This window comes from Amycolatopsis sp. NPDC098790 (assembly GCF_044759945.1).
Classification (GTDB): domain Bacteria; phylum Actinomycetota; class Actinomycetes; order Mycobacteriales; family Pseudonocardiaceae; genus Amycolatopsis.
This window is the reverse complement of sequence record NZ_JBIWAI010000004.1, coordinates 775,356-799,321: the sequence shown is the minus strand read 5'-3', so window position 1 is coordinate 799,321 and position 23,966 is coordinate 775,356. Positions and strand designations below refer to the sequence as shown.

At 70.1% G+C, this 23,966-nt stretch carries 31 protein-coding genes; 23 read left to right on the top strand and 8 right to left on the bottom strand.

The features are described 5' to 3' along the window. The first annotated feature begins 10 nt into the window (after positions 1-10). From atpB to aroA, 11 genes are all read left to right on the top strand, one after another. The gene (gene atpB, locus ACIQWX_RS33205) at positions 11-796 is read left to right on the top strand and encodes a F0F1 ATP synthase subunit A (RefSeq protein ID WP_400879544.1); all 786 of its coding nucleotides are present in this window, start codon (positions 11-13) and stop codon (positions 794-796) included. Positions 797-851: 55 nt separating this feature from the next. Beyond that, complete coding sequence (locus ACIQWX_RS33200) at positions 852-1,109, top strand: ATP F0F1 synthase subunit C (protein ID WP_026468506.1); 258 nt, start codon at positions 852-854, stop codon at positions 1,107-1,109. A 30-nt stretch (positions 1,110-1,139) separates the two neighbouring features. Then, positions 1,140-1,700, top strand: a complete 561-nt coding sequence (locus ACIQWX_RS33195; RefSeq protein WP_400879541.1) for a F0F1 ATP synthase subunit B — start codon at positions 1,140-1,142, stop codon at positions 1,698-1,700. 5 nt (positions 1,701-1,705) lie between these two features. Next, a complete protein-coding gene (locus ACIQWX_RS33190; protein ID WP_400879538.1) occupies positions 1,706-2,530 on the top strand; it encodes a F0F1 ATP synthase subunit delta in 825 nt (274 codons plus the stop codon). Between the two features lie 57 nt (positions 2,531-2,587). Beyond that, on the top strand, positions 2,588-4,228 hold the full coding sequence (gene atpA / locus ACIQWX_RS33185) for a F0F1 ATP synthase subunit alpha (protein WP_400879536.1): 1,641 nt from the start codon (positions 2,588-2,590) through the stop codon (positions 4,226-4,228). An 11-nt stretch (positions 4,229-4,239) separates the two neighbouring features. Next, positions 4,240-5,190, top strand: a complete 951-nt coding sequence (locus ACIQWX_RS33180) for a F0F1 ATP synthase subunit gamma (protein ID WP_400879533.1) — start codon at positions 4,240-4,242, stop codon at positions 5,188-5,190. Further along, entirely contained in the window at positions 5,190-6,617 is a 1,428-nt protein-coding gene (gene atpD, locus ACIQWX_RS33175) for a F0F1 ATP synthase subunit beta (RefSeq protein WP_400879531.1), read from the top strand. The genes ACIQWX_RS33180 and atpD overlap by 1 nt, the downstream gene beginning before the upstream one ends. A gap of 114 nt (positions 6,618-6,731) precedes the next feature. Continuing rightward, complete coding sequence (locus tag ACIQWX_RS33170) at positions 6,732-7,097, top strand: F0F1 ATP synthase subunit epsilon (protein WP_400879528.1); 366 nt, start codon at positions 6,732-6,734, stop codon at positions 7,095-7,097. A gap of 25 nt (positions 7,098-7,122) precedes the next feature. Then, positions 7,123-7,557, top strand: a complete 435-nt coding sequence (locus tag ACIQWX_RS33165) for a DUF2550 domain-containing protein (RefSeq protein WP_285476232.1) — start codon at positions 7,123-7,125, stop codon at positions 7,555-7,557. A 55-nt stretch (positions 7,558-7,612) separates the two neighbouring features. Then, entirely contained in the window at positions 7,613-7,933 is a 321-nt protein-coding gene (locus ACIQWX_RS33160) for a putative quinol monooxygenase (protein ID WP_400879525.1), read from the top strand. Between the two features lie 10 nt (positions 7,934-7,943). After that, on the top strand, positions 7,944-9,182 hold the full coding sequence (aroA, locus tag ACIQWX_RS33155; RefSeq protein WP_400879523.1) for a 3-phosphoshikimate 1-carboxyvinyltransferase: 1,239 nt from the start codon (positions 7,944-7,946) through the stop codon (positions 9,180-9,182). Here aroA and ACIQWX_RS33150 read toward each other — a convergent pair. Beyond that, positions 9,179-9,754 carry a cob(I)yrinic acid a,c-diamide adenosyltransferase gene (locus ACIQWX_RS33150; RefSeq protein ID WP_400879520.1) on the bottom strand — a complete coding sequence of 192 codons (576 nt, stop codon included), beginning with the start codon at positions 9,752-9,754 and terminating at the stop codon, positions 9,179-9,181. The two genes, aroA and ACIQWX_RS33150, sit on opposite strands and share 4 nt — an antisense overlap. Before the next feature lie 61 nt (positions 9,755-9,815). Between ACIQWX_RS33150 and murA the strand changes: the two genes are divergently transcribed. Beyond that, positions 9,816-11,090, top strand: coding sequence for a UDP-N-acetylglucosamine 1-carboxyvinyltransferase (gene murA, locus ACIQWX_RS33145; RefSeq protein WP_372664127.1), 1,275 nt, complete (start codon positions 9,816-9,818; stop codon positions 11,088-11,090). Here the strand turns inward: murA and ACIQWX_RS33140 are convergent, their stop codons facing one another. Next, positions 11,091-11,684, bottom strand: a complete 594-nt coding sequence (locus tag ACIQWX_RS33140) for a TetR/AcrR family transcriptional regulator (protein WP_400879517.1) — start codon at positions 11,682-11,684, stop codon at positions 11,091-11,093. It lies immediately after the preceding gene. Positions 11,685-11,729: 45 nt separating this feature from the next. Between ACIQWX_RS33140 and ACIQWX_RS33135 the strand changes: the two genes are divergently transcribed. Genes ACIQWX_RS33135 through ACIQWX_RS33125 form a run of 3 tightly spaced genes read left to right on the top strand, consistent with a single transcriptional unit; the run spans position 11,730 to position 14,195 of the window. Next, on the top strand, positions 11,730-12,197 hold the full coding sequence (locus ACIQWX_RS33135) for a nuclear transport factor 2 family protein (protein ID WP_400879833.1): 468 nt from the start codon (positions 11,730-11,732) through the stop codon (positions 12,195-12,197). Beyond that, positions 12,190-13,008: an NmrA family NAD(P)-binding protein gene (locus tag ACIQWX_RS33130; RefSeq protein WP_400879515.1), complete on the top strand. Its 819-nt coding sequence runs from the start codon at positions 12,190-12,192 to the stop codon at positions 13,006-13,008. Before ACIQWX_RS33135 ends, ACIQWX_RS33130 begins: the two co-directional genes overlap by 8 nt. Next, positions 13,005-14,195 carry an alpha/beta hydrolase family protein gene (locus tag ACIQWX_RS33125; protein WP_400879512.1) on the top strand — a complete coding sequence of 397 codons (1,191 nt, stop codon included), beginning with the start codon at positions 13,005-13,007 and terminating at the stop codon, positions 14,193-14,195. The genes ACIQWX_RS33130 and ACIQWX_RS33125 overlap by 4 nt, the downstream gene beginning before the upstream one ends. Here the strand turns inward: ACIQWX_RS33125 and ACIQWX_RS33120 are convergent. Together ACIQWX_RS33120 and ACIQWX_RS33115 are read right to left on the bottom strand one after the other, a co-directional pair. Then, entirely contained in the window at positions 14,192-14,815 is a 624-nt protein-coding gene (locus tag ACIQWX_RS33120) for a LysE family translocator (protein WP_400879509.1), read from the bottom strand. The genes ACIQWX_RS33125 and ACIQWX_RS33120 overlap by 4 nt on opposite strands. Continuing rightward, the gene (locus ACIQWX_RS33115) at positions 14,815-15,438 is read right to left on the bottom strand and encodes a LysE family translocator (RefSeq protein ID WP_400879506.1); all 624 of its coding nucleotides are present in this window, start codon (positions 15,436-15,438) and stop codon (positions 14,815-14,817) included. The genes ACIQWX_RS33120 and ACIQWX_RS33115 overlap by 1 nt, the downstream gene beginning before the upstream one ends. A 78-nt stretch (positions 15,439-15,516) precedes the next feature. On the opposite strand from ACIQWX_RS33115, the gene ACIQWX_RS33110 reads away from it, so the two are divergent. The 4 genes from ACIQWX_RS33110 to ACIQWX_RS33095 all read left to right on the top strand — a co-directional run bounded on the left by ACIQWX_RS33110 (position 15,517) and on the right by ACIQWX_RS33095 (position 19,265). Further along, positions 15,517-16,047, top strand: coding sequence for a hypothetical protein (locus ACIQWX_RS33110; protein ID WP_400879504.1), 531 nt, complete (start codon positions 15,517-15,519; stop codon positions 16,045-16,047). A gap of 9 nt (positions 16,048-16,056) precedes the next feature. After that, positions 16,057-16,578: a PH domain-containing protein gene (locus tag ACIQWX_RS33105; protein WP_400879501.1), complete on the top strand. Its 522-nt coding sequence runs from the start codon at positions 16,057-16,059 to the stop codon at positions 16,576-16,578. Positions 16,579-16,637: 59 nt separating this feature from the next. After that, positions 16,638-17,165: a hypothetical protein gene (locus ACIQWX_RS33100; RefSeq protein WP_400879498.1), complete on the top strand. Its 528-nt coding sequence runs from the start codon at positions 16,638-16,640 to the stop codon at positions 17,163-17,165. Positions 17,166-17,249: 84 nt separating this feature from the next. Then, entirely contained in the window at positions 17,250-19,265 is a 2,016-nt protein-coding gene (locus tag ACIQWX_RS33095) for a protein meaA (RefSeq protein WP_400879496.1), read from the top strand. Here ACIQWX_RS33095 and ACIQWX_RS33090 read toward each other — a convergent pair. Beyond that, positions 19,258-19,800, bottom strand: a complete 543-nt coding sequence (locus ACIQWX_RS33090; RefSeq protein WP_400879493.1) for a cysteine hydrolase family protein — start codon at positions 19,798-19,800, stop codon at positions 19,258-19,260. The genes ACIQWX_RS33095 and ACIQWX_RS33090 overlap by 8 nt on opposite strands. A 71-nt stretch (positions 19,801-19,871) precedes the next feature. On the opposite strand from ACIQWX_RS33090, the gene ACIQWX_RS33085 reads away from it, so the two are divergent. Next, positions 19,872-20,831 carry a GlxA family transcriptional regulator gene (locus ACIQWX_RS33085; RefSeq protein WP_400879491.1) on the top strand — a complete coding sequence of 320 codons (960 nt, stop codon included), beginning with the start codon at positions 19,872-19,874 and terminating at the stop codon, positions 20,829-20,831. Then, positions 20,828-21,601, top strand: coding sequence for an enoyl-CoA hydratase-related protein (locus ACIQWX_RS33080; protein WP_400879488.1), 774 nt, complete (start codon positions 20,828-20,830; stop codon positions 21,599-21,601). The genes ACIQWX_RS33085 and ACIQWX_RS33080 overlap by 4 nt, the downstream gene beginning before the upstream one ends. A 54-nt stretch (positions 21,602-21,655) precedes the next feature. Here ACIQWX_RS33080 and ACIQWX_RS33075 read toward each other — a convergent pair whose 3' ends face one another. Continuing rightward, a complete protein-coding gene (locus ACIQWX_RS33075; protein ID WP_400879485.1) occupies positions 21,656-22,201 on the bottom strand; it encodes an NUDIX domain-containing protein in 546 nt (181 codons plus the stop codon). Positions 22,202-22,238: 37 nt separating this feature from the next. Between ACIQWX_RS33075 and nucS the strand changes: the two genes are divergently transcribed. Further along, on the top strand, positions 22,239-22,898 hold the full coding sequence (gene nucS / locus ACIQWX_RS33070) for an endonuclease NucS (RefSeq protein ID WP_014467679.1): 660 nt from the start codon (positions 22,239-22,241) through the stop codon (positions 22,896-22,898). Between the two features lie 88 nt (positions 22,899-22,986). Then, entirely contained in the window at positions 22,987-23,106 is a 120-nt protein-coding gene (locus ACIQWX_RS33065; RefSeq protein WP_400879482.1) for a DUF1653 domain-containing protein, read from the top strand. Positions 23,107-23,108: 2 nt separating this feature from the next. Here the strand turns inward: ACIQWX_RS33065 and ACIQWX_RS33060 are convergent, their stop codons facing one another. Together ACIQWX_RS33060 and ACIQWX_RS33055 are read right to left on the bottom strand one after the other, a co-directional pair. Further along, a complete protein-coding gene (locus tag ACIQWX_RS33060) occupies positions 23,109-23,294 on the bottom strand; it encodes a ribosomal protein L7/L12 (RefSeq protein ID WP_400879831.1) in 186 nt (61 codons plus the stop codon). Positions 23,295-23,367: 73 nt separating this feature from the next. Further along, positions 23,368-23,493 (bottom strand): hypothetical protein, encoded by a 126-nt coding sequence (locus ACIQWX_RS33055; protein ID WP_400879479.1) that lies wholly within the window; start codon positions 23,491-23,493, stop codon positions 23,368-23,370. Positions 23,494-23,966: the final 473 nt, after the last annotated feature.

The window sequence follows — 23,966 nt, the reverse complement described above, 5'->3', positions numbered from 1 at the left end:
AAGGAGCCCAGTGGGCGCGCTGGTTTTGGCCGAGGGTGCGGTATTCGCGCCGCCCGGCGCCGAAAGCTTCGAGTTGCCGCCGTTGTTCGGCTCGGTCACCAAGCCGATGCTGCTCGTCGTGCTTTCGGTGGTCATCATCGCGACGTACTTCCTGCTGGCGACCCGCAAGCTCAAGGTCGTTCCGAGCAGGGGGCAGTTCGTCGCCGAGTCGATCTACGACTTCAGCCGCAACAACATCGCGCGCGAGCAGATCGGTTCGAAGGACTTCAAGTCGTTCGTCCCCCTCGTTTTCGCACTGTTCACCTTCGTGCTGGTGAACAACCTCTACGGGATCATCCCCGTCCTGCAGTTCCCGACCATGGCGCGCTTCGGCTTCCCGCTCGCGTTGTCGGTCCTCGTCGTCTACCCGGTCTACCACTTCGTCGGGTTCAAGCGGCACGGTTTCGCCGGGTACTTCAAGAAGGAGCTCGCCCCGCCGGGCGTGCCCAAGGCGGTGCTGCCGCTCTTCTCGCTGATCGAGTTCGCGGAAAAGTTCTTCCTCAACCCGCTGACGCTCGCCATCCGTGTTTTCGCCGCCATGTTCGCGGGTCACCTGATCCTGGCGGTGTTCACCCTCGGCGGCACCTTCCTGCTGACCGAGACGTCGAGCTGGGCCCTGAAGCCGGTCTCGCTGGTGGCGTGGCTCTTCGCCATCGGGATGACGTTCCTCGAGGCCTTCATCCAGGTGCTGCAGGCCTACATCTTCGCCCTGCTGTCGGCTGGGTACATCGGCGCCGCGCTGGCGTCGGAGCACTGAGAACACAAGCCCCCGATCCACGCGAGCGCGTGGACCGAAGTGAAGGGAAATGCACGTGAGCAACATCGTTCTGGCCCAGGCCGCCGAGCAGGCTGTCAACATCAACCCCGGTCTCGCCGCGATCGGCTACGGCCTGGGCGCGATCGGCCCGGGCATCGGTGTGGGTCTGATCTTCGCCGCCGTCATCAACGGCACCGCGCGTCAGCCGGAGGCGCAGGGCAAGCTGCAGGGCATCGGCTTCTCGACCTTCGTTCTGACCGAGGTGCTCGCCCTGATCGGCATCGTCATCTACTTCATCGCCTCCGCCGCCTGAGTCCTCGGCTCATCGCTTTAAGGAGACGCCGTGCTGAACAGTGCCTTGGTCCTCGCCGCAGAGGGCGAAACGCACAACCCGATCATCCCCGAGATCTCGGAGCTGATCCTCGGCATCGTCGCCTTCCTCATCCTGCTGTTCATCCTCAAGAAGTACGTCGTCCCTCGCTTCGAGGCCGCGTACGAAGAGCGTGCGCAGAAGATCGAGGGTGGCATCGAGAAGGCCGAGAAGGCCCAGGCCGAGGCCGAAGAGGCGCTGGCCAAGTACAAGGCCCAGCTGCAGGACGCCCGTAGCGAAGCGGCGAAGATCCGCGACGACGCGCGGCTCGAAGCCGAGCAGATCAAGGCGGAGCTGCGAGCCGAGGCCGAGGCCGAGTCCCAGCGCATCGTCGCCCAGGGGCAGGCCCAGCTGCAGGCCCAGAAGGCGCAGATCATCGCCGAGCTGCGGGCCGACATGGGCCGCAACGCCGTCGAGCTGGCGAGCCGCATCGTCGGCGAGTCGCTCGAGGACGAGGCGCGCCGCCGCGGCACCGTCGACCGGTTCCTGGCGGAGCTGGAGACCGCCGGTGCCTCCAACGGAGCGGGGAAGTAACCAGAATGACGCTGCATGCTGCGAGCCGTGAAGCGCTCGGCCTCGCCGAGGAACGCCTCGGCGAGGTTCTGGCCGACGCGGGCGCCGACGCGGCCACGGTCGGCGACGAGCTGCTCTCGGTCGTCGACCTGCTGGACCGGGAGATCGGCCTGCGCCGGGCGGTGAGCGACGCGTCGACGTCGCCGGAGGCGCGCACCGGGCTGGTGCGCCGGCTGTTCGACGGCAAGCTGTCCGAACCGGCCCTCAAGGTGCTCGACGCCGTGGCGGGCAGCCGCTGGTCCAGCCCCCGCGAGCTGACCGACGGGCTCGAGGAGCTCGGCCGCTCGGCCCTGCTCACCGCGGCCGAGAAGACCGGGAACGTCGACGCCGTCGAGTCCCAGCTGTTCCAGGTCGCGCGGATCGTGGCCGGCGCCCCGGAACTGGAGGCCGCGCTCTCCGACCTGGCCGGTCCCGCCGACGCCAAGCGCACCCTGGTGCGCGGGCTGTTCGCCGACAAGGTGGACGTGGTCACCGAGACCCTCGTCGAGCAGGTGGTGCGCCGGGCCAAGGGCCGCGGCGTCGGCATCGGGCTCGACAAGCTGGTCAAGCTGGCCGCGGAACGCCGTGAGCGCTCGGTCGCCTACGTGACCAGCGCGAACGCCCTGTCCGACGAGCAGACCGCCCAGCTGGGCGCGAAGCTCGACGCCCTCTACGGGCGGCCGATCGCGCTGCACGTCGAGGTCGACCCCCGGCTCGGCGGCGGGCTCGTCGTCCGCGTCGGCGACGAGGTCATCGACGGGAGCGCGGCGGGTCAGCTGGCGGCGCTGCGCAGGCGGCTGGCCCGGGCATAGCGCCGGGTCACACAAGACTTTGCATACTGGCAAGAACGAAGCGAGAGCGGGAAAGACATGGCCGAGCTGACGATCTCCTCGGATGAGATCCGTAGCGCGATCGAGAACTACGTCTCGAGTTACGCCCCGGACGTGAGCCGGGAAGAAGTTGGCATCGTGGTGGACGCCGGTGACGGCATCGCCCACGTCGAGGGCCTGCCCTCGGCCATGGCCAACGAGCTGCTCGAGTTCCCCGGCGGCATCCTGGGCGTCGCCCTGAACCTGGACGCGCGCTCCATCGGTGCCGCGATCCTCGGCGACTTCGAGACCATCGAAGAAGGCCAGCAGGTCAAGCGCACCGGCCAGGTCCTGTCGGTGCCGGTCGGCGACGGCTACCTCGGCCGCGTCGTCAACCCGCTGGGCCAGGCGATCGACGGCCTCGGCGACATCGAGACCACCGAGCGCCGCGCGCTGGAGCTCAAGGCCGCTTCGGTCGTCGAGCGCCAGCCGGTGTCGGAGCCGCTGCAGACCGGCATCACCGCCATCGACGCGATGACGCCGATCGGGCGCGGCCAGCGCCAGCTGATCATCGGTGACCGCAAGACGGGCAAGACCGCCGTCGCCGTGGACACGATCATCAACCAGAAGGCCAACTGGGAGACCGGCGACCCGCAGAAGCAGGTCCGCTGCATCTACGTCGCGGTCGGCCAGAAGGGCTCCACGATCGCCGCCGTGAAGAAGTCCCTCGAGGACGCCGGCGCGCTGGAGTACACCACCATCGTCGCGGCCCCCGCGTCCGACTCGGCCGGCTTCAAGTGGATCGCGCCGTACACCGGCTCGGCCATCGGCCAGCACTGGATGTACGAGGGCAAGCACGTCCTCATCGTGTTCGACGACCTGACCAAGCAGGCCGACGCCTACCGCGCGATCTCGCTGCTGCTGCGCCGCCCGCCGGGCCGCGAGGCGTTCCCCGGCGACGTCTTCTACTTGCACTCCCGCCTCCTGGAGCGGTGCGCGAAGCTCTCGGACGAGCTGGGTGCCGGCTCGCTGACCGGGCTGCCGATCATCGAGACGAAGGCCAACGACGTGTCGGCCTACATCCCGACGAACGTCATCTCGATCACCGACGGCCAGTGCTTCTTCCAGTCCGACCTGTTCAACGCCGGCCAGCGCCCGGCCATCGACGTGGGTATCTCGGTGTCCCGCGTGGGTGGTGCCGCGCAGGTCAAGGCGATGAAGGACGTCGCGGGCTCGCTCCGGATCGACCTGTCGCAGTACCGCGAGCTGGAGGCCTTCGCGGCCTTCGCCTCGGACCTCGACGACGCGTCGAAGGCGCAGCTCGAGCGCGGTGCCCGGCTGTACGAGGTGCTCAAGCAGCCGCAGTACTCGCCGATCCCGGTCGAGGAGCAGGTCCTCACGGTCTACCTGGGCACGAACGGGCACTACGACTCGGTCCCGACCGAGGACGTCCGCCGGTTCAACCACGAGTTCATCGACTCGGCCCGCCGCAAGCACGCCGACCTGATCAAGGGCATCCGCGAGTCGGGCAAGTTCCCGCAGGAGACCCGCGAAGCGGTCGTCGAAGCGGTGAACGAGTTCAAGAAGGAGTTCACCACCTCCGAGGGCAAGCCCCTGGTCGAGGCGGACGCCGACGCGATGGACGCCGACAAGGTCGGGCACGAGACCGTCAAGGTCAACAAGCCCGCCCCGAAGAAGTGAGCTGATAGCTCATGGCCGCACAACTCCGGGAACTCCGGTCGCGCATCAAGGCGACCAAGTCGATCGGCAAGATCACCAAGGCGATGGAGCTCATCGCCACCGCGCGCATCACCAAGGCGCGGGCGAAGGTCGCCGCTTCCCGGCCGTACGCGGACGAGATCACCAAGGTGCTCTCGGCGCTGGCCGGTGCGGCGGCCAACCTCGACCACCCCATGCTGGTCGAGCGCCCGAACCCGAAGCGGGCCGCTGTCCTGGTCGTGACCAGTGACAAGGGCCAGTGCGGTGGCTACAACTCCAACGTGCTGCGCGCGACCGAAGAGCTGCTCGCCCTCCTGCGCAAGGAGGGCAAGGAGCCCGAGGTCTACGTCACCGGCAACAAGGGCCTGAACTACTACCGGTTCCGCGACCGCCCGGTCGTCGACAGCTGGACGGGCTTCTCCGACCAGCCCGGCTACGCCGACGCGGTCGCCGCCGGCGAGGCGCTGGTCGAGTCGTTCATGCACGGCGTGGACGACGAGCACGGCAACGCCGACGGCATCGCGGGTGTCGACGAGATCCACATCGTCTACACCGAGTTCGTGTCGATGCTGACCCAGCGGCCGGTCGCCAAGCGCGTCGCGCCGCTGGAGGTCGAGTACACCGACGGCGAGGAGGAGCAGCAACAGCCGAAGCCCGGCGAGCTGCTCCCCAGCTACGAGTTCGAGCCGAGTGCCGACACGCTGCTGGACGCCCTGCTGCCGAAGTACATCAACACGCGGCTCTACGCGGCGCTGCTCGAGTCGGCGGCGTCCGAGCTGGCCGCCCGCCGGACGGCGATGAAGGCCGCGTCGGACAACGCGAACGAGCTGGTGGGCAACCTGACGCGGGAGATGAACCAGGCCCGCCAGGCGCAGATCACCCAGGAGATCTCCGAAATCGTCGGTGGCGCGAACGCGCTCACCGCAGCAGGAAGTGATGATTGATGACCAGTACTGAAGCCCCGCGCGCCAAGGGGCGCATCGTCTCGGTGACCGGGCCGGTCGTCGACGTCGAGTTCCCGCGCGGTTCCGTCCCCGACCAGTTCAACGCGCTCAAGGTCGAGATCGAGTTCGAGCAGCTGCGCAAGACCGTGACGCTCGAGGTCGCCTCCCACCTGGGTGACAACCTCGTCCGCACGATCTCGCTCCAGCCGCAGGACGGCCTGGTCCGCGGCGCCGAGGTCACCGACACCGGCAAGCCGATCACCGTGCCGGTGGGCGACAAGGTCAAGGGCCACGTCTACAACGCGCTCGGCGAGTGCCTCGACGAGCCCGGCTACGGCGACGACCTCGAGCGCTGGGGCATCCACCGCAACCCGCCGTCCTTCGACCAGCTCGAGGGCAAGACGGAGATGCTGGAGACCGGCCTGAAGGTCGTCGACCTGCTCACCCCTTACGTCCAGGGTGGCAAGATCGGCCTCTTCGGCGGTGCCGGCGTCGGCAAGACGGTGCTCATCAAGGAGATGATCACCCGTGTCGCCCGGAACTTCGGTGGTACGTCGGTGTTCGCCGGTGTCGGCGAGCGCACCCGCGAGGGCAACGACCTCTTCCTGGAGATGTCCGAGGACGGCGTCATCAACGACACCGCCCTCGTCTTCGGCCAGATGGACGAGCCGCCGGGCACCCGCATGCGGGTCGCGCTGTCGGCGCTGACCATGGCGGAGTACTTCCGCGACGTCCAGAACCAGGACGTGCTGCTGTTCATCGACAACATCTTCCGGTTCACCCAGGCCGGCTCCGAGGTGTCGACCCTGCTGGGCCGCATGCCGTCGGCCGTGGGTTACCAGCCGACGCTGGCGGACGAGATGGGTCAGCTGCAGGAGCGGATCACCTCGACCCGGGGCCGGTCGATCACCTCGATGCAGGCGATCTACGTCCCCGCGGACGACTACACCGACCCGGCCCCGGCCGCGACGTTCGCCCACCTGGACGCCACCACCGAGCTCTCCCGGTCGGTGTTCCAGAAGGGCATCTTCCCGGCGGTGGACCCGCTGGCGTCGACGTCGACGATCCTCGACCCGGCCATCGTCGGTGAGGACCACTACCGGGTGGCTTCCGAGGTCATCCGGATCCTGCAGAAGTACAAGGAGCTGCAGGACATCATCGCGATCCTCGGTATGGACGAGCTGTCGGAAGAGGACAAGCTGACCGTTCAGCGCGCGCGCCGCATCGAGCGGTTCCTGTCGCAGAACATGCTGGTCGCCGAGGCGTTCACGCAGATCCCGGGCTCGACGGTGCCGCTCTCGGAGACCATCGAGTCGTTCGACCGCATCTCGAAGGGTGACTTCGACCACTACCCGGAGCAGGCGTTCCTGGGTATCGGTGGCCTCGAGGACCTCGAGAAGAAGTACAAGGAAATCACCAAGAAGTGACGTCCTGAGCGCGGCGGGGGCTGTGTCCATTGTGGACTCGGGCCCCCGCCGTTCTCATAACCTCAGACAGACCTATTACACTCGGTGGCAACACCCCGAGTTAAGGAGTGCTACGTGGCCGAGATGTCCGTGGAGCTGGTGGCCGTCGAGCGCCGTCTCTGGTCGGGTACCGCCACTTTCGTGGTGGCGCAGACCACCGAGGGCGAGATCGGCATCATGGCCGGCCACGAACCCGTGCTGGGGCAGCTCGTCGAGGGTGGCGTGGTCAAGGTGGCGACCACCGACGGCGAGACGGTCTGCGCGGCCGTGCACGGCGGCTTCCTGTCCGTGACCGGCACCGGGGTGAGCATCCTCGCCGAGAGCGCCGAACTGTCCGACGAGATCGACGTCGACGCGGCGAAGGCGGCACTGAGCGCCGACGACGAAACCGAGCGGGCGAGGGCCTCGGCCCAGCTCCGCGCGGCAGGCAAGTCGGTCTGAGCGCGAGACGGGCAGGAGCCGGGCCGTGAAGATCACCGTGGTCGTAGTCGGGCTCCTGATCGTGCTCGCCGTGCTGGTCGCCTGGTACGGCCAGCGGTGGATCCGGATGCGCCGCGGCGGGGGCGTGAGCGTCGCGCTGCGGTGGCGTCCGGACGCCGCGCGGTCCAGCTGGCACCTGGGGCTGGGCCGCTACGAGGGTGACGAGTTCGTCTGGTACCGCGTGTGGAGCCTGCGGACCGGCCCGGACCGCGTTTTCCAGCGTGAAAGCATGCAGATCGCCGACCGGCGCGACCCGTCCGGGACCGAGGCCTACGCCGTTCCCGAAGGCTCGACCGTGCTGCGCTGCGAGTCCGAGACCCAGGAGGCGATCGAGATCGCCATGGGGCCGGGCGCGCTGACCGGGTTCCTCTCCTGGCTCGAATCGGCCCCGCCCGGGCGACGCCTCCCGCGCGCCTCCTGACGCTGTCTCAGATCGAGACAGCCGGAGCCCGTTCCGAGGGCCTAGGGTGAGAGCCATGATCTTCATCGTGGTCAAGTTCCCGGTCAAGCCCGAGCACGCCGAAGACTGGCCGGCCATCGTCGCCGACTACACCCGCGACACCCGCGCCGAGGCCGGCAACCGGTTCTTCGAGTGGTCCCGCAGCCTCGAGGACGAGAACACCTACGTGCTGGTCGAAGGCTTCGAGGGCCAGGACGCCGCCGTCGCGCACGTCGGCTCCGACCACTTCAAGTGGGCCGTCGCGAACCTGGGTGCCTACATCAGCGACAACCCGCAGATCATCAACGTCCAGGACGCCTCCGACTGGGGCCCGATGGCCGAGATCTCACCCCACTAAACTGGGGTTCGTGACCCTCGTCGAGATCCCCGGTTCCAAGTCCGTCACCGCCCGCGGCCTGTTCCTGGCCGCCGCCGCGCACGGCACGACGACCCTCGGCCGCCCACTGCACTCGGACGACACCGAGGGTTTCGCCGAGGGCCTGGTCAAGCTCGGCTACCGCGTCGACCGGCAGCCGGGCGCGTGGACCATCGAGGGCCGCCCGTCCGGCCCCGGGGTCGCTTCCGCCGAGGTTTTCTGCCGTGATGGCGCCACGACGGCCCGGTTCCTGCCCGCGCTGGCCGCGGCCGGCACCGGCACGTTCCACTTCGACGCGTCCGACCAGATGCGCCGGCGCCCGCTCGGCCCGCTGACCGACGCGCTGACCGAGCTGGGCGTCGACCTGACGTTCCACGGCGAGCCGGGGCACCACCCGGTGACCGTCCGCGCGAACGGCGTCAAGGGCGGTTCCCTGACCCTCGACGCGGGGCTGTCGTCGCAGTTCCTGACGGCGTTGCTGCTGCTCGGACCGCTGACCGCGGAGGGGCTGCGGATCACGGTGACCGACCTGGTGTCGGTGCCGTACGTCGAGATCACGCTCGAGATGATGCGCCGCTTCGGCGTCGACGTCCGCCGCGAGGGCAAGACGTTCGTGGTGCCGCCGACGCCGTACCAGGCGTGCGAGTACCCGGTGGAGCCCGACGCGTCGACGGCCAGCTACTTCCTCGCCGCGGCGGCGGTCACCGGCCGCACGGTGACCATCCCCGGCCTGGGCTCGTCCGCGCTGCAGGGTGACGTGAAGTTCGCCGACGTGCTGGCTCAGATGGGCGCGCACGTCGAGCTGGCCGAGGACTCGGTGACCGTCGCGGGCCCGTCGGACGGCCTGCGTGGGGTCACGGTCAACATGCGCGACATCTCCGACACCGTCCCGACGCTGGCGGCGATCGCGCCCTTCGCGTCCGGGCCGGTGCGCATCGAGGACGTCTACAACACGCGCATCAAGGAGTGCGACCGGCTCGACGCGTGCGAAGAGAACCTGCGCGCGCTGGGCATCGAGGTCGAGACGGGCCGCGACTGGATCGAGATCCAGCCGGGCACGCCGTCCGGGGCGATGGTCAAGTGCCGGCGTGACCACCGGATCGCGATGGCGTTCAGCATCACCGGCCTGCTGACCGAGGGCATCACGCTGGACGACCCGCAGTGCGTCAAGAAGACGTTCCCCGGCTTCCACCAGGCGCTGGGGTCGCTGCGGGAGAGCTGGGGGATCTAGGAGGGCTGCCCGCCCGGCTGCCAGAGCACGTCACCATCGGGGTTGGCCAGCCGGGCGAGGATGAACAGCAGGTCCGACAGCCGGTTCAGGTACTTGAGCGCCACCGGGTTCGTCGTCTCCGGCTCCGCTTCGTACAGCTCCCACGCGGACCGCTCGGCCCGCCGGGACACCGTGCGCGCCTGGTGCAGGAAAGCCGCGCCCGGCGTGCCGCCCGGCAGGATGAACGACGTCAGCTTCGGCAGCCGCTCGTTGAACTCGTCGCACCAGCCTTCGAGCCGCTCGACGTACTTCTCCGTGATCCGCAGCGGCGGGTACGGCGGGTCGTCGGAGATCGGCAGGCAGAGGTCCGCGCCGACGTCGAAGAGATCGTTCTGCACGGTACGCAGCACGTCCGTGACTTCGGCGGGCAAACCGCCCATCGCGATCGCCAGGCCCAGGACCGAGTTCGTCTCGTCGGTGTCCGCGTACGCGCCGAGCCGCGGGGACGTCTTGGGCACGCGGGACCCGTCGCCGAGCGCGGTCGTGCCGTTGTCGCCGACCTTCGTGTAGACGCGGTTGATGCGAACGACCATGAACCCACCATAGCGGCCCCCGCCCGGGCCGAATCCGGGCGAGAGGGCATGATTGGCGGCCATGAGCGAGCACTTCGACGTGCATGGCGGAGCCCGGCTGGTCGGCGAGGTCGACGTGGTCGGCGCCAAGAACAGCGTGCTGAAGCTGATGGCCGCGGCCCTCCTCGCGGAGGGCACCACGACCATCACGAACTGCCCGCAGATCCTGGACGTCCCGCTGATGGGCGACGTGCTGCGGAGCGTCGGCTGCGAGGTCGTCATCGAGGGCGACACCGCCACCATCACGACGCCGGCCGAGCTGTCGCACCGCGCGGACTCGGCGGCGATGGGCAAGCTGCGCGCGTCCGTCTGCGTGCTGGGCCCGCTGGTCGGGCGGCTGAAGCAGGCCGTCGTGGCGCTGCCGGGCGGCGACGCGATCGGCTCGCGCCCGCTGGACATGCACCAGAACGGCCTGCGCAAGCTGGGCGCGACGAGCACGATCGAGCACGGCTGCGTCGTCGCGAAGGCCGAGACGCTGGTCGGCGCGCAGATCTGGCTGGACTTCCCGAGCGTCGGCGCGACCGAGAACATCCTGATGGCGGCCGTGCTGGCCGAGGGCACCACGGTCATCGACAACTGCGCGCGCGAGCCGGAGATCGTCGACATCTGCACGATGCTCACCGAGATGGGCGCGAAGATCGAAGGCGCCGGCACCTCGACGCTGACCGTGCACGGCGTGGAGCAGCTGCACCCGACCACCCACAGCGTGATCGGCGACCGGATCGTGGGCGCGACCTGGGCGTTTGCCGCTTCGATGACCCGCGGCGACATCACCGTCCGCGGCGTCAACCCGCACCACCTCGACCTGGTGCTGAACAAGCTGCAGCTGGCCGGCGCCGAGGTGGAGACCTACGACGACAAGGGCTTCCGGGTGGTCCAGCCCGAGCGCCCGAAGGCGGTCGACTGGGTGACGCTGCCGTACCCCGGCTTCGCGACCGACCTGCAGCCGTTCGCGGTGGCGCTGTCGGCGGTGTCCGAAGGGACGTCGATGATCACGGAGAACGTCTACGAGGCGCGCTTCCGGTTCATCGAGGAGATGGTCCGGCTCTCGGGGGACGCGCGGACTGACGGGCACCACGCGGTGGTGCGCGGTGTCGAGACGCTGTCGAGCGCGCCGGTCTGGGCGTCCGACATCCGTGCGGGCGCGGGCCTGGTGCTGGCCGGCCTGTGCGCGGACGGCGTCACCGAGGTGTGGGACGTCTTCCACATCGACCGCGGCTACCCGCACTTCGTCGAAAACCTGAACCGCCTGGGCGCCAACATCAAGCGCGTCAGCGGCGAGCCCGACCGGGCTTAGTCACGCGCCCTGCGCGCCGAGTGCGCGCAGGGCGAACTCCACCAGGCGGTCCAGGTAGTCGGGTTCCGCCGGCGCCTGCCGGACCACCAGCCGCCAGTAGATCGGCGCGGCCAGGACGTCCATCGCCATCTCGAGGTCGAGGTCAGCGGGCAGTTCGCCGCGTTCGATCGCCCGGCGCAGCATCACCTCCGCGACCTCGCGTCTCGGCCCGCCGATGTTTTCCCGGGTGGCCCGGCCGCGATCGGGGTTTCGCGCGTCCTCCGCGACCAGGTCCGGCAGGATCCGCGAGAACAGCGGGTGGGTCAGCCAGTCGAGCACCGCCTGCAGCGTCGCGCGCAGGTCGCCGCGCAGTGAACCGGTGTCTTCGAGGACCGCGCGCGACACGCTGAACTCCGTGACGACCGCGGCGACCATCTCGTCCTTCGACTTCCAGCGCCGGTAGAGCGCGCTCTTGCCGACGCCGGCGCGTTTTGCGACGGCTTCCATCGACAGCCGCCCGTAGCCCTGTTCGGCCAGTTCGTGCAGGACGGCGTCGGTGATCGCCTGCGTGACCTCGGGTTGGAGGACCGCGGCGCCGGTCGGGGTGCGTGCCATGGGCGCAGTGTAGCGGGTGGACGAGACGGTACCGTCCCGTCTATCCTGACGTCGGGACGGTACCGTCTCGTCCAAACGTTAAAGGAGGCTGCGATGCGCGACTTCGTCTCCCGCGCGCTCGATCTGCTGCTGAAGCACGACATGGCCGGGTTCGCCGGGCTCTGGGCGCCGGACGGCGTCCTGGAGTTCCCCTTCGCCGGCCCCGGTTACCCGAAGCGCGTCGAGGGCCGCGACGCGATCCGCGAGTACCTGCGCGACTACCCGAACCTGCTGGACGTCCGCGAGGTCGTCGCCAAGACCGTGCACGAGACGACCGACCCGGCCGTGGTCGTCGCCGAGTTCACGATCGCCGGGGTCGTGGTGGCCACCGGGGAGCCGTACGAGCTGTCCTACATCGCCGTGATCACCGTCGAGGACGGACTCATCCGCCGCTACCGCGACTACTGGAGCCCGCTGGCCGCGGCGGAGGTCCTCGGCGGCCTCGAAGAGCTGACGGCGGCCTTCGGTGGGTGACGTCCTGGTGCTCGGCGGGACCGGCACCACCGGCCGCCGGGTCGTCGCGGGCCTGCGGGACGCCGGGTTCGCGGCGCGGGCGGCGACGCGCAAGCCGGGCGAGCCCGGTCAGGTCCGGTTCGACTGGGCGGACCGGTCCGCGTTTCCCGAGGCACTGCGCGGTGTCTCGGCGGTCTACCTGCTGCCGCCCCTCGGTGAGGCCGCGCCCGCGGGTCTCGTCGAGCCGTTCCTGGACGACGCGCTCGCGGCCGGTGTCCGCCGGGTCGTGCTGCTCAGCTCGTCGGCCGTCTCGGCGGACACGCCCGGGCTCGGCGACCTGCAGCGGCTGGTGCGCGCGGCGCCGGAGTGGGCCGTGCTGAAGCCGTCGTGGTTCATGCAGAACTTCACCGGCGAGCACCTGGTGGCCCAGGGCGTGCGGGACGGCGAGATCGTCACGGCCACCGGTGACGCCCGGGTCGCGTTCGTCGACGCCGGCGACATCGCGGCGGTCGCCGTCCGCGCGCTGACCGATCCCGAACCGCACAACACCGAACACGTCCTGACCGGTCCTCGCGCCTTGAGCTACGCCGAAGCCGCGTCGATCATCGCCGCGCGCACCGGCCGTCCGGTGCGGCACCGCGCGGTGAGCACCGCTTCGTACGCGGCCTTGCTGACCTCGTCGGGGATTCCGGCGGAGTTCGCCGCGGTGCTCGCCGCGCTCGACGAGGACATCCGGCACGGCGCCGAAGACCGCGTCACCACGGCCGTCGAAGAGGTCACCGGCCGGCCCGCCCGCTCGTTCGAAACCTTTGCGGAGGAAGAGATCCGATGAAGCAGATCCTGTTCGAAGAAGACCCGCAGTTCTGGTTCGAGACGCTGCGCCTGTTCGGCCACGCGACCTACGGCGGCTCGGACTTCGGCGAGGTGCTCGCCGCCGCGTCGACCGTGACGGCCGGCGACTACGAGAGCTGGCACGACGCCTACCGCGGCCTGGCCGACCGGCTGTACGCCGAAGCGGCCGACGCCGGCCCGGTGACCGCGCGCGACCTGCTGCTGCGCGCGTCGACGTACTACTTCTCATCCGAGTTCTTCCTCCACGGCGACCCGGCGGACCCGCGCATCGCGTCGGCCTACGACCGCAGCGTCGAGTGCTTCCGGCGCGCGGAGGTCGCGGAACCGGTCGAAATCCCTTACGAGGGAACGGTTTTGCAGGGGTACTTCTACCGCGCGCCGGGCGACGGGCCGAAGCCGCTGCTGCTGATTCACAGCGGGTTCGACGGCAGCGCCGAAGAATGCCACTTCATGGGCGCGGCGGCCGGTGCCTCGCACGGGTACCACGTCCTGACGTTCGACGGTCCCGGCCAGCCGAGCGCGATCCGGCGCGAGAAGCTCGTGTTCCGGCCGGACTGGGAGCACGTCGTGACGCCGGTGGTGGACTACGCGCTGGGCCTCGACGGGGTCGACCCGGCCCGGATCGCGTTGCTGGGCATCAGCTTGGGCGGCGTGCTGGCCCCGCGCGCGGCGGCGTTCGAGCACCGGCTGGCGGCGGTGGTCGCGGTCGACGGCGTGTACGACGCGGGTTCCGCGGTGACGCAGATGCTGCCGTGGCCGCGCGAGGAGATCGTCCGCCGGGCGCGGGCGGCGGAGGACGCGGAGTTCGACGCGATCCTCGCCGCGGGCCGGGAAGCGAATTCGACGTTGCGCTGGGCGTGCGACCACGGCCGGTACGTCCTGGGCGCGGCGACGGACCGCGAGTTCGTCGCGAAGTACCTGGAGTACACGCTGGAGGATGGCATCGCGGAGAAGATCGAGTGTCCGACGCTGGTGTGCGAAGCGGCGGACGACCTGTTCTTCGGCGGCGACACCGAAACCGAGCCGCGGCAGCTGTACGGGCACTTGAAGGCGCCGAAGACGCTGCTGACGTTCACGGCGGAGGAAGGCGCGGACGCGCACTGCCACGTCGGCGCCCAGCGGCTCGCGGCCGGCCGGATCTACGACTGGCTGGACCGGACGCTCTAGGCCTCGAGGGCCAGGGCCGTCCCGAAACCCAGCAGCGCCATGCCGGTTGCGCCGTCCATCGCGCGGCGCACCCGGCGGCGCTGCAGCCAGCCCCGCACGCGGTGCACGAACAGCAACAGCAGCACCTGCCACACCACGCCGAGCGCCGCGACCGTGTAGGCCAGCAGCAGCGAGTCGGCGAACGTCGAGGCCGGCGTGAGGAACTGCGGCAGCACCGACAGGTACAGCACGATCACCTTGGGGTTGGTGATGTTCGACAGGAAGCCCTCACGGAACCGGCGTCCCCGCGTGCCGCGGGCGCGGCGGACGTCGTCGAGGGCTTCGTAGTTTCCGCGCCAGGCCCCGCGCAAGGCCTGGATCCCCAGGAACACCAGGTAGGCCGCGCCCAGCCACTTCACGGTCTCGAACAGCGGCTGGTAGCGGGTGACGACCGCGCCCAGCCCGAGCGCGACCGCCGTGCCCTGCAGGAAGTTCGCGACGCTGATGCCGGCGCAGGCCCACCCACCGCCGCGGGCACCGCCGGTCAGGGCGTTCTTCAGGACCACCATCGTGTCCGGGCCCGGCATCATCGCCAGGAACGCCATCATCCCGGCGAAGCCGAGGTAGGTGCTCCACGTCATCAGGACTCCAAGGCGAGGGCGGCCCCGAACCCGAGCAGCGCGGTGCCGGTGACGCCGTCCAGCGTACGACGGACCCGGCGGCGCCCCAGCCACTCGCGCACGCGGTGCACGAACAGCAGCAGCACGAGCAGCCACAGCCCACCGAGCACGGCGACGGTGTAGGCCAGCACGAGCGAGTCGGCGACCGTCGACGACGGCGTCAGGAACTGCGGCAGCACGGACAGGTACAGCACCAGCACCTTCGGGTTGGTGACGTTGGAGAGGAACCCTTCGCGGAACCGCCGGAACCCGCCACCGCGCCGGCGCTGCGCCTGCCCGACGACGTCGTAGTTGCCGCGGAAGGCGCCGCGCAGGGCCTGGAAGCCGAGGAAGACGAGGTAGGCGGCGCCGGCCCACTTGAGCGCGAGGAAGACGGGCTGCGACCGCGCGATGAGAACCCCGAGCCCCAGCGCGGCGGCGCTGCCCTGCACGGCATTGCCGGCGAAGATGCCCAGCGAGGCGAGCAGCCCACCACGGAACCCGCCGGACAGCGCGTTCTTCAGCATGACCATCGTGTCGGGTCCCGGCGCGAGCACGATCAGGACGACGATGACCAGGTAACTCCCGTAAGCACTCCACGTCACGGCTACCCACGCTAACCGAGGGGTCTCGGTCCGGTCTCGCGGATTTCCGTCACACCGTTCGGCCGCTACGTTGGGCGCGTGTACCGGGGGGAACTGCGGCTCGAGGACGGCGAGAACCTGCTTTGGCAGTGTTCGCCGCGCCCGGAGCCGGCAGAGGCCAAGAACAAGAAGCTGCTGACCGCGCTGTTCGTGCTCTGGCTCGGCGTGACCGGGTGGTTCGCGCTCGACGGGGATCTCGCGGGAGCGCTCTTCTCGACCGTGCTGGGTGGCGTCGGGGCGCTGGTCGCCCGCCGGCGACAGGACCAGGAGGAACTGGTCGAGTACTTCGTGACCGACCGGCGGATCGTCGTCCACACCGACGAGGACGGCGAGTTCGACGAGCGCGGGTACCCGATGGCCGACCTGCCCGAGCCGAGCTTGGAGCAGCACGCCGACGGCACCGGAACGCTGAGGTTCGCCGGTGCCGAGGACCGGCGCCGGCGCCGGGTGATCCACCTCGACCGCTACGCCGAACCCGATCTCGTGCTCCGCGCGATCGAGCACGCACAGAGGGTGTACGAGCACGTACAGCGTGCGCGGGGCTCGGCGGGAGGGGCCCCGGCAGAGTAGTGTTCGGCCATGTCAGCAGGGGAAATCGATCTTCTACCCGGTGAGCGCGTGCTCTGGGCGGGAGAGCCGGTCCAGCGCCCGCTCTACGTCGCCGCGGACGGGGTGATCGCCCCTGCCGGACTCATCCTCGCCGTCGCCGCCCTCTGGTTCCTGCTGGCGCGAGAACCCAGCGGTGGTGCCATGGCCGGGGCCGTCGTCGTGCTGGTGATCGGGCTCTACGGCGCCATCGGCCGGGAAGCCGTCCGGTACCTCGCGCTCGGCCGGACGACCTACGCCGTGACCGACAGCCGGGTCATCGCGCGCTCCGGTCTGTTCCGGCAGAAGGAACGCGCCAGTGAGCTGGCCGGCCTGTCGGCGCCGGCCCTCAAGCCGGGGCCGTCGCGCACCGGAACCCTCTCCTTCGCGGAGTCCGGCTCGGTGACGCTGATGGGCGTCGGCGAGCCCAAGCGCGTCCGCGACCTGCTCACCAAGGCCATCGACGAGGCCAAGGCCCGCCAAGCGCCACCGGCATCGGACAACCCGGCCGCCTGAAGGCAACCGGACCGGCCGTCTCGGGCGTCACCCCCGCGAACACTGCTGGGGAGGGCGCCGTGTACGAGCCGTTCATCGCTTTGCTGCCGGGCGAAAGACTGCTGTGGTCGGGGTCGCCGCAGCGGGTGGCCCCGACGGGGATCGAGTGGTTCGTCCCCGCCGCCGGCACGGTGGTGGCGGCGTTGTGCGCCCTGGTGGCGCCCATCCCGGAGCAGGAGTTCCCGTTCGCCAACCCGATCTTGGCCATCCTGACCTTCGCGAGCGCCTGGGGCCTGGTGCTCGCGCGGATGGGGACGGCCCGGCGTTCCGGGTACGCCGTGACCGACCAGCGGGTCCTGATCGCCGACCGCGTGTCGGGCCGCATCCGCTACGCGGCGGCACTGGGGACGTACCCGCCATCGGTCACCTGGCTCGGCCGCGGTGGCCTCGGCACGGTCACCTTCACCGAGCCCGACCTGGTCGTCGACGTCCTCGGCTACTCCGTGCCCGTGCGGTTGCCGGGCAGGCGGAGCCCGCTCAAGTTCGTCGCCGTGGCCGAGCCCGAGCGGCTCCGCGAGCTGATCGAGCTGGCACAGGCGGCGGATTGAGTCAGCCGGACGTGTTCCATTGCACTGCCACCTTAAGTTACCGGTCGGTACACTCGACGAAACGTCCACCGCCGGAGGTGCCCAGTGCCGTACCCAACGGACCACGAGCGAGACCGACCGTGGGTGATGCGGACCTACGCGGGCCACTCCTCCGCGGCCGCGTCGAACGAGCTCTACCGGCGCAACCTCGCGAAGGGGCAGACCGGCCTCTCGGTGGCCTTCGACCTGCCCACCCAGACCGGCTACGACCCGGACCACCAGCTCTCCCGCGGTGAGGTCGGCAAGGTCGGCGTGCCCGTGTCGCACATCGGCGACATGCGGCGGCTCTTCGACGGCATCCCGCTCGCCGAGGCCAACACGTCGATGACGATCAACGCGCCCGCCATGTGGCTGCTCGCGCTGTACGTCTCCGTGGCGCGCGAGCAGGCCGAGGCCGAGGGTCGTGACGTCGATGAAGTCCTCGCGAAGCTCACCGGCACCACGCAGAACGACATCATCAAGGAGTACCTGTCCCGCGGGACCTACATCTTCCCGCCGGGGCCGAGCCTGCGGCTGATCACCGACATGATCGCGTGGACCGTGCACCACGTCCCGAAGTGGAACCCGATCAACATCTGCAGCTACCACCTGCAGGAAGCCGGCGCGACGCCGACGCAGGAGGTCGCCTACGCGCTGTGCACCGCGATCGCCGTGCTCGACGCCGTCCGCGACTCGGGGCAGGTCGACGCGGCCGACATGGCCAAGGTCGTCGCGCGGATCTCGTTCTTCGTCAACGCCGGTGTCCGGTTCGTCGAGGAGATGTCCAAGATGCGCGCGTTCACCGCGCTCTGGGACGAGCTCACGCGGGATCGTTACGGCGTAACGGATCCCAAGGCGCGCCGGCTGCGCTACGGCGTCCAGGTCAACTCGCTCGGGCTCACCGAAGCCCAGCCGGAGAACAACGTCCAGCGGATCGTGCTGGAGATGCTCGCGGTGTCGCTCTCGCGCAGCGCCCGCGCCCGCGCGATCCAGCTGCCCGCCTGGAACGAGGCCCTCGGCCTGCCCCGGCCGTGGGACCAGCAGTGGGCGCTGCGGATGCAGCAGGTGCTCGCGTTCGAGACGGACCTGCTGGAGTACGAGGACATCTTCGACGGCTCGCACGTCATCCAGGCCAAAGTGGACGAGATCATGACCGGCGCGCGCGAGGAGATCGCGCGTGTGCAGGACCTCGGTGGCGCGGTCGCCGCCGTCGAGAGCGGCTACATGAAGTCGCAGCTCGTCGCGTCGCTGGCCGAGTACCGCCGCGGGATGGAGAACGGCGAGCGCGTCCTGGTCGGCGTCAACAAGTTCGAAACGACCGAGCCGTCGCCGCTGCAGGCCGAGGGCGCGAAGGCGATCGAGACGATCGACCCCGCCGTCGAAAAGGCCGCCGTCACGGCGATCGAGGAGTGGCGCACCCAGCGCGACAACGACGCCGTCGAGCGTTCCCTGGCCGCGCTGAAGGAACGGGCGCAGACGACGGAAAACCTGTTCGAGGCCACTGTGGACTGTGCGCGGGCCGGCGTGACCACCGGCGAGTGGTCCGGCGCGCTGCGCGAGGTGTTCGGCGAATACCGCGCGCCCACCGGGGTTTCCGCGGCCGCGGGAGGCAGCGGCGACCCCGAGATCGAGCGCGTCCGCTCCCGGGTCCGCTCCACCGAAGCCGAACTGGGCGAACGGCTGCGCATCCTGGTCGGCAAGCCGGGGCTCGACGGCCACTCCAACGGCGCCGAGCAGGTCGCCGTGCGCGCCCGCGACGTCGGCTTCGAGGTCGTCTACCAGGGCATCCGGCTGACGCCCGAGCAGATCGTCGCGGCCGCCGTGCAGGAGGGCGTGCACGTCGTCGGGCTCTCGGTGCTGTCCGGTTCGCACCTGGAGGTCGTCCCGCACGTCGTCGACGGCCTGCGCGCCGCGGGCGCCGGGGACGTGCCGGTGATCGTCGGCGGGATCATCCCGCCGGACGACGCCGCGCTGCTGACCGAACGCGGCATCGCCCGGGTGTTCACGCCCAAGGACTACGAGCTGACCGAGATCATGGACGGCATCGTTTCCCTCGTCCGGGAGCGCAACGGGCTCAGCTGAGCCCGGCCAGCACGTCCTTTGTGGACTTCACGGTGGCGAACTGGTTCGCCAGGTTCGCCGCCGTGACGCGGTACAGCTCGTCCGCGGTCACCTCGGGGAGGTCGAACGTGAACGTGGCGTCGAGTGCGAAAGTCACGTCGTAGCCGAGGTTCCCGCCCATCCGCGCGGTGGTTTCGCAGCAGAAGTTCGTCTGGATCCCCGCCAGTACGAAGCTCGTGATGCCGCGCTTGCGCAGCCACGCGTCGAGGTCGACGTCGCCGAGGAACGCCGAGTTCACTTTCTTGCCGAAGACGAGGTCCGGCCGCGCGCCGTCGAGCTCGGGCTTGAAGTCGTTGCCCGGCTGACCCGGCCGCAGCGGCGAGTCCGGTTTCGCGGAGTCGTGGTGCACGAGCACGACGGGCAGCCGCCGCTCCTGCCACGCGTCGAGGAGCGCCTTCATGTTCGCTTCGGCGCCGGGGTTGTTGCGCGGGCCCCAGAATTCCGCCTCGTCGAACCCGCGCTGGACGTCGATCAGGATGAGTGCTGTTTCGGTCATGACGTCGAGTTTCGCGGGTTCTTCGAGTTCAGGGGAGTGGCAGAAGACGCGCGATGCGGTACTTTCCTGCCATGCGCACCATCGGCGTTCTGCTGCTGCCGGGCACCCGGATGTTCGACCTCGCGGTGCTCGGCGAGGTCTGGGGCCAGGACCGCACCGACAGCGGGATCGGCCCGTTCACCGTGCGGTTGTGCAGCCCGGGCCGGGTGCGGACGGCCGTGTCGCCGTTCGGGGACGTCGCGGCCACGCACGGGTTCGCCGGGCTGGACGGCTGCGACCTCGTGCTGGCGCCGGGCCGCGACGATCCGCTGGCGCCGGTGCCGTCAGCCGCCGTGACGGCGCTGCGCCGCGCCCACCGGGACGGGCGGACGGTCGCGGGGCTGTGTTCCGGTGCGTTCACGCTGGCCGCTGCGGGTCTCCTCGACGGCCGTCCGGCGACGACCCACTGGCGTGACCTCGACGCGCTGGCCCGCGTCGCGCCACGGGCGGACCTCCAGCGTGACGTGCTCTACACCGACGACGGCGGGGTCCTGACGTCCGCGGGTGTCGTCGGCGGCCTCGACCTGTGCCTGTACCTGGTCCGCCGCGACCACGGCGCGGAGGTCGCCGCTCGGCTCGCGCGCCGGTTGGTGATGCCGCCGGCGCGCGAAGGCGGGCAACGGCAGTACGTCGAGAATCCGGTGCCCGCCGCCACGCAGCCGGGCTTGTCGTCCACAATGGACTGGGCGTTGGCGCGCCTGGGATCCGGGATCGGCGTCGACGACCTCGTGGGGCACGCGCGGATGAGCGAACGGACGTTCCACCGCGAGTTCGCCGCGGCCACCGGGGTCACGCCGGGGCGCTGGCTGCGCGTGCAGCGCGTCCGGTACGCGCAGCAGCTGCTGGAAACGACGTCGCTGCCGGTCGAGCGCGTGGCGGAGCGGTCGGGCCTGGGTACGGCGGCGAACCTGCGACGCCGGATGCGCGCCGAGGTCGGCGTCGGCCCCGACAGCTATCGGCGCACCTTCCGAAGGGTTACCGTCGAGGCATGACCGAGTACGAGCACATCCTGGTCAAGCGCGACGGCGACACCGTCACGATCACGATGAACCGCGCGGCGCGGCGCAACTCGCTCTCCGCGGACCACCTGGCCGAGCTGCTCGCCGCGTTCCACGAGGCGGGGACGTCCGACGCGACCGGCATCGTGCTGGCCGGCGCGGGTCCGGTGTTCTCCGCCGGGCACGACTTCGGCGACGTCGCCGCGCGCGACCTGATGGGCGTGCGCGAGCTGCTGATGCTGTGCACGGACCTGATGAAGACCATGCAGTCGGTGCCGCAGGTCGTCATCGCGCGGGTGCACGGCCTGGCGACGGCGGCGGGCTGCCAGCTGGTGGCGTCGTGCGACCTCGCGATCGCCGCCGAATCCGCGGGTTTCGCGCTGCCCGGCGGCAAGGGCGGCTGGTTCTGCCACACGCCGGCGGTCCCGGTGGCGCGCTCGATCGGCCGCAAGCGGCTGATGGAGCTGGCGCTGACCGGCGACGTCATCGACGCGCCGACCGCGCTGGAGTGGGGGCTGGTCAACCGGGTCGTGCCCGACGAGCAGCTCGACGACGCCGTCGCGGACCTGCTGGGCCGCGCGACGCGGGGCAGCCGCGCCAGCAAGACGATGGGCAAGGTGACGCTGTACGCCCAGCTCGACCGGCCCGAGGACGACGCCTACGCGATCGCGCTGGAGGTCATGGCGGCGGCGTCGCAGCTGCCCGGCGCCCGCGAAGGCATGGCCGCGTTCCTGGAGAAGCGCAAGCCCTCCTGGCCCGACTGAGCGGAGCTTTCACGTGAAAGCTCCGCTTGATGCTCTTCCAGTGGCATGGGCTGTTCAGGGCCGGTGCCGCTCGAAGAGCATGAGCTGCCCCCACGCGGCGATCGACTGCGCGTCGGTGATCTCGCCGGCCACGATCATCTTCTCGAGGTCGGCGCGGGAGAACCAGGCGCTGCGCATGTCCTGCTCTTCGTGCTCGCGTTCGGGTTCGCCCTCGGTGACGTCGGTGGCGAGGAACACCCAGCCGCGCTGGCTGCTCATCCCGGCGGCGACGTCGAGCTTGCCGAGCGGGGTCATGGTGCCGGCGCGCAGGCCGGTCTCCTCGCGCAGCTCGCGCGCGGCCAGCTCGGCGGGCGGCACGTCGGCCAGGTCGGGTGCGGTGCCCTGCGGGAACTCCCAGCGCCGTTCGCCCAGCGGGTAGCGGAACTGCTCGACCAGCCGGAACCGGTCGCCGTCCTGGGCGATGACGAGGGCGTAGTCCGGCTTGTCGATCACGCCGTAGATGCCGGGCGAGCCGTCGGGGCGGCGGATGTCGTCCTCGCGCACGGTCATCCAGTTGTTCCGGTACACCTCGCGGGACGCGACACGCTGAATGGGGTCCACGCGCCCAGTATCACCGACCCTGTCCTACCCTCCTCGGGTGCGTCTCGTGATCGCGCGGTGCCAGGTCGACTACGCCGGCCGGCTCACCGCCCACCTGCCGATGGCCACCCGCCTGCTGCTCGTGAAGTCCGACGGCTCGGTGTCGGTCCACTCCGACGACCGTGCGTACAAGCCGTTGAACTGGATGAGCCCGCCCTGCTGGCTCATCGAGGACGGCAAGCTCTGGATCGTCGAGAACAAGCAGGGCGAAAAGCTGGTGATCTCCATCGAGGAGGTCTTCCACGACTATTCGCAGGCGCTGGGAGCGGAGCCGGGCCTGCAGAAGGACGGCGTGGAGGCCCACCTGCAGGAGCTGCTGGCGGAGCACATCAAGACCCTGGGCGACGGCTACACGCTGGTCCGCCGCGAGTTCCCGACGGCGATCGGCCCGGTCGACATCATGGCCCGCGACGCGGACGGCAAGTCGGTGGCGGTGGAGATCAAGCGCCGCGGCGAGATCGACGGGGTCGAGCAGTTGACGCGGTACTTGGAGCTGCTCAACCGCGACCCGCTGCTGGCGCCGGTCCAGGGGGTGTTCGCGGCGCAGATCATCAAGCCGCAGGCCCGGACGTTGGCGGAGGACCGCGGGATCCGGTGTTTGACGCTGGACTACGACGAGCTGCGCGGAATCGAGTCCGACGAGTTCCGGTTGTTTTGACGGTGGAGCCGGGTCGGTACGTCCATTACAAGGGCGGCGAGTACGAAGTCGTCGGGGTGGCAGGCACAGCGAGACCGAGGAGCGGCTGGTGGTGTACCGGGCGCTGTACGGTGCGCGAGGGCTGTGGGTGCGCCCGGAGGCGATGTTCACGGAGACGGTCGAATCGCCTTCCGGTCCGGTGGCCCGGTTCCGGCGGGTCGCGGACTGAGATCACAGCAGTTCGACGGTCGCGCCAGCGTCTTCGAGCTTTTCCCGGGCGGCTTCGGCCTCCGGCGCCGGCACCTGCTCCAGCAGGATCGACGGAGCACCGGTCACCAGTTCCTTGGCGTCGATGAGGCCGATGCCCCGCATGAGGTGTCGCACCGCCCGCACGACCTCGACCTGGTGGCCGCCCAGGGCGACGTCGAACCGCTCTTGGCCGTCCGGCTCTCCGCGCTGAGGTCCACGCCGGGGTGCGCGCTGAGGTGGTTCAGTCGCGCGGCGCCCGTTCGAGTTTCGTCCCCGGTCCCTCGATGACGAGGTTCGCCTCGGTGTCGTACTGCTCCTTCTTGACCGCCATTGCGAGAATCCCGAGGAAGAGCACTCTGGGAACCATGACGCGACCGGTCCGGGCGCTCCGGATCTCGACCCGCGCGGACAGCCCGGTCAAGGGGTGCCGCAGGGCCCGGTCGCCGGCGCCTTCGACAACCGCGGTGCCGGTCAGCCGCAGGCCTCCGAAGATCGCGATGACGCCGTCCGTCGTTTCAGCCGTGGCGTGCCGTGCTGAAACACCGAGACCGAACCGATGCCGAATTGCGGTATCTCATTCTCCGTTGATTACTCCACGAGGAAATCAGTAACCCGATACCCGGCCGAGAAGTGGCCAGATCCTTTCTGACCTGCCTTTTTGCGCTGTTCGGGTGAGTTCGGGATCTTTTCCCGGGTCCGAGTGGCACACTAATTCCGAGGGGTTCCGCCGGTGCGTCCGGCGTGGCCGGAGGGTGGTGCGCTCGGCTGGTCTTTCCTTGTCGTGCCTGGGTTTCAGTCCGCCTTCGAGCTCGTTGTGCGCCACTTCTTCCGGCCGGTGTG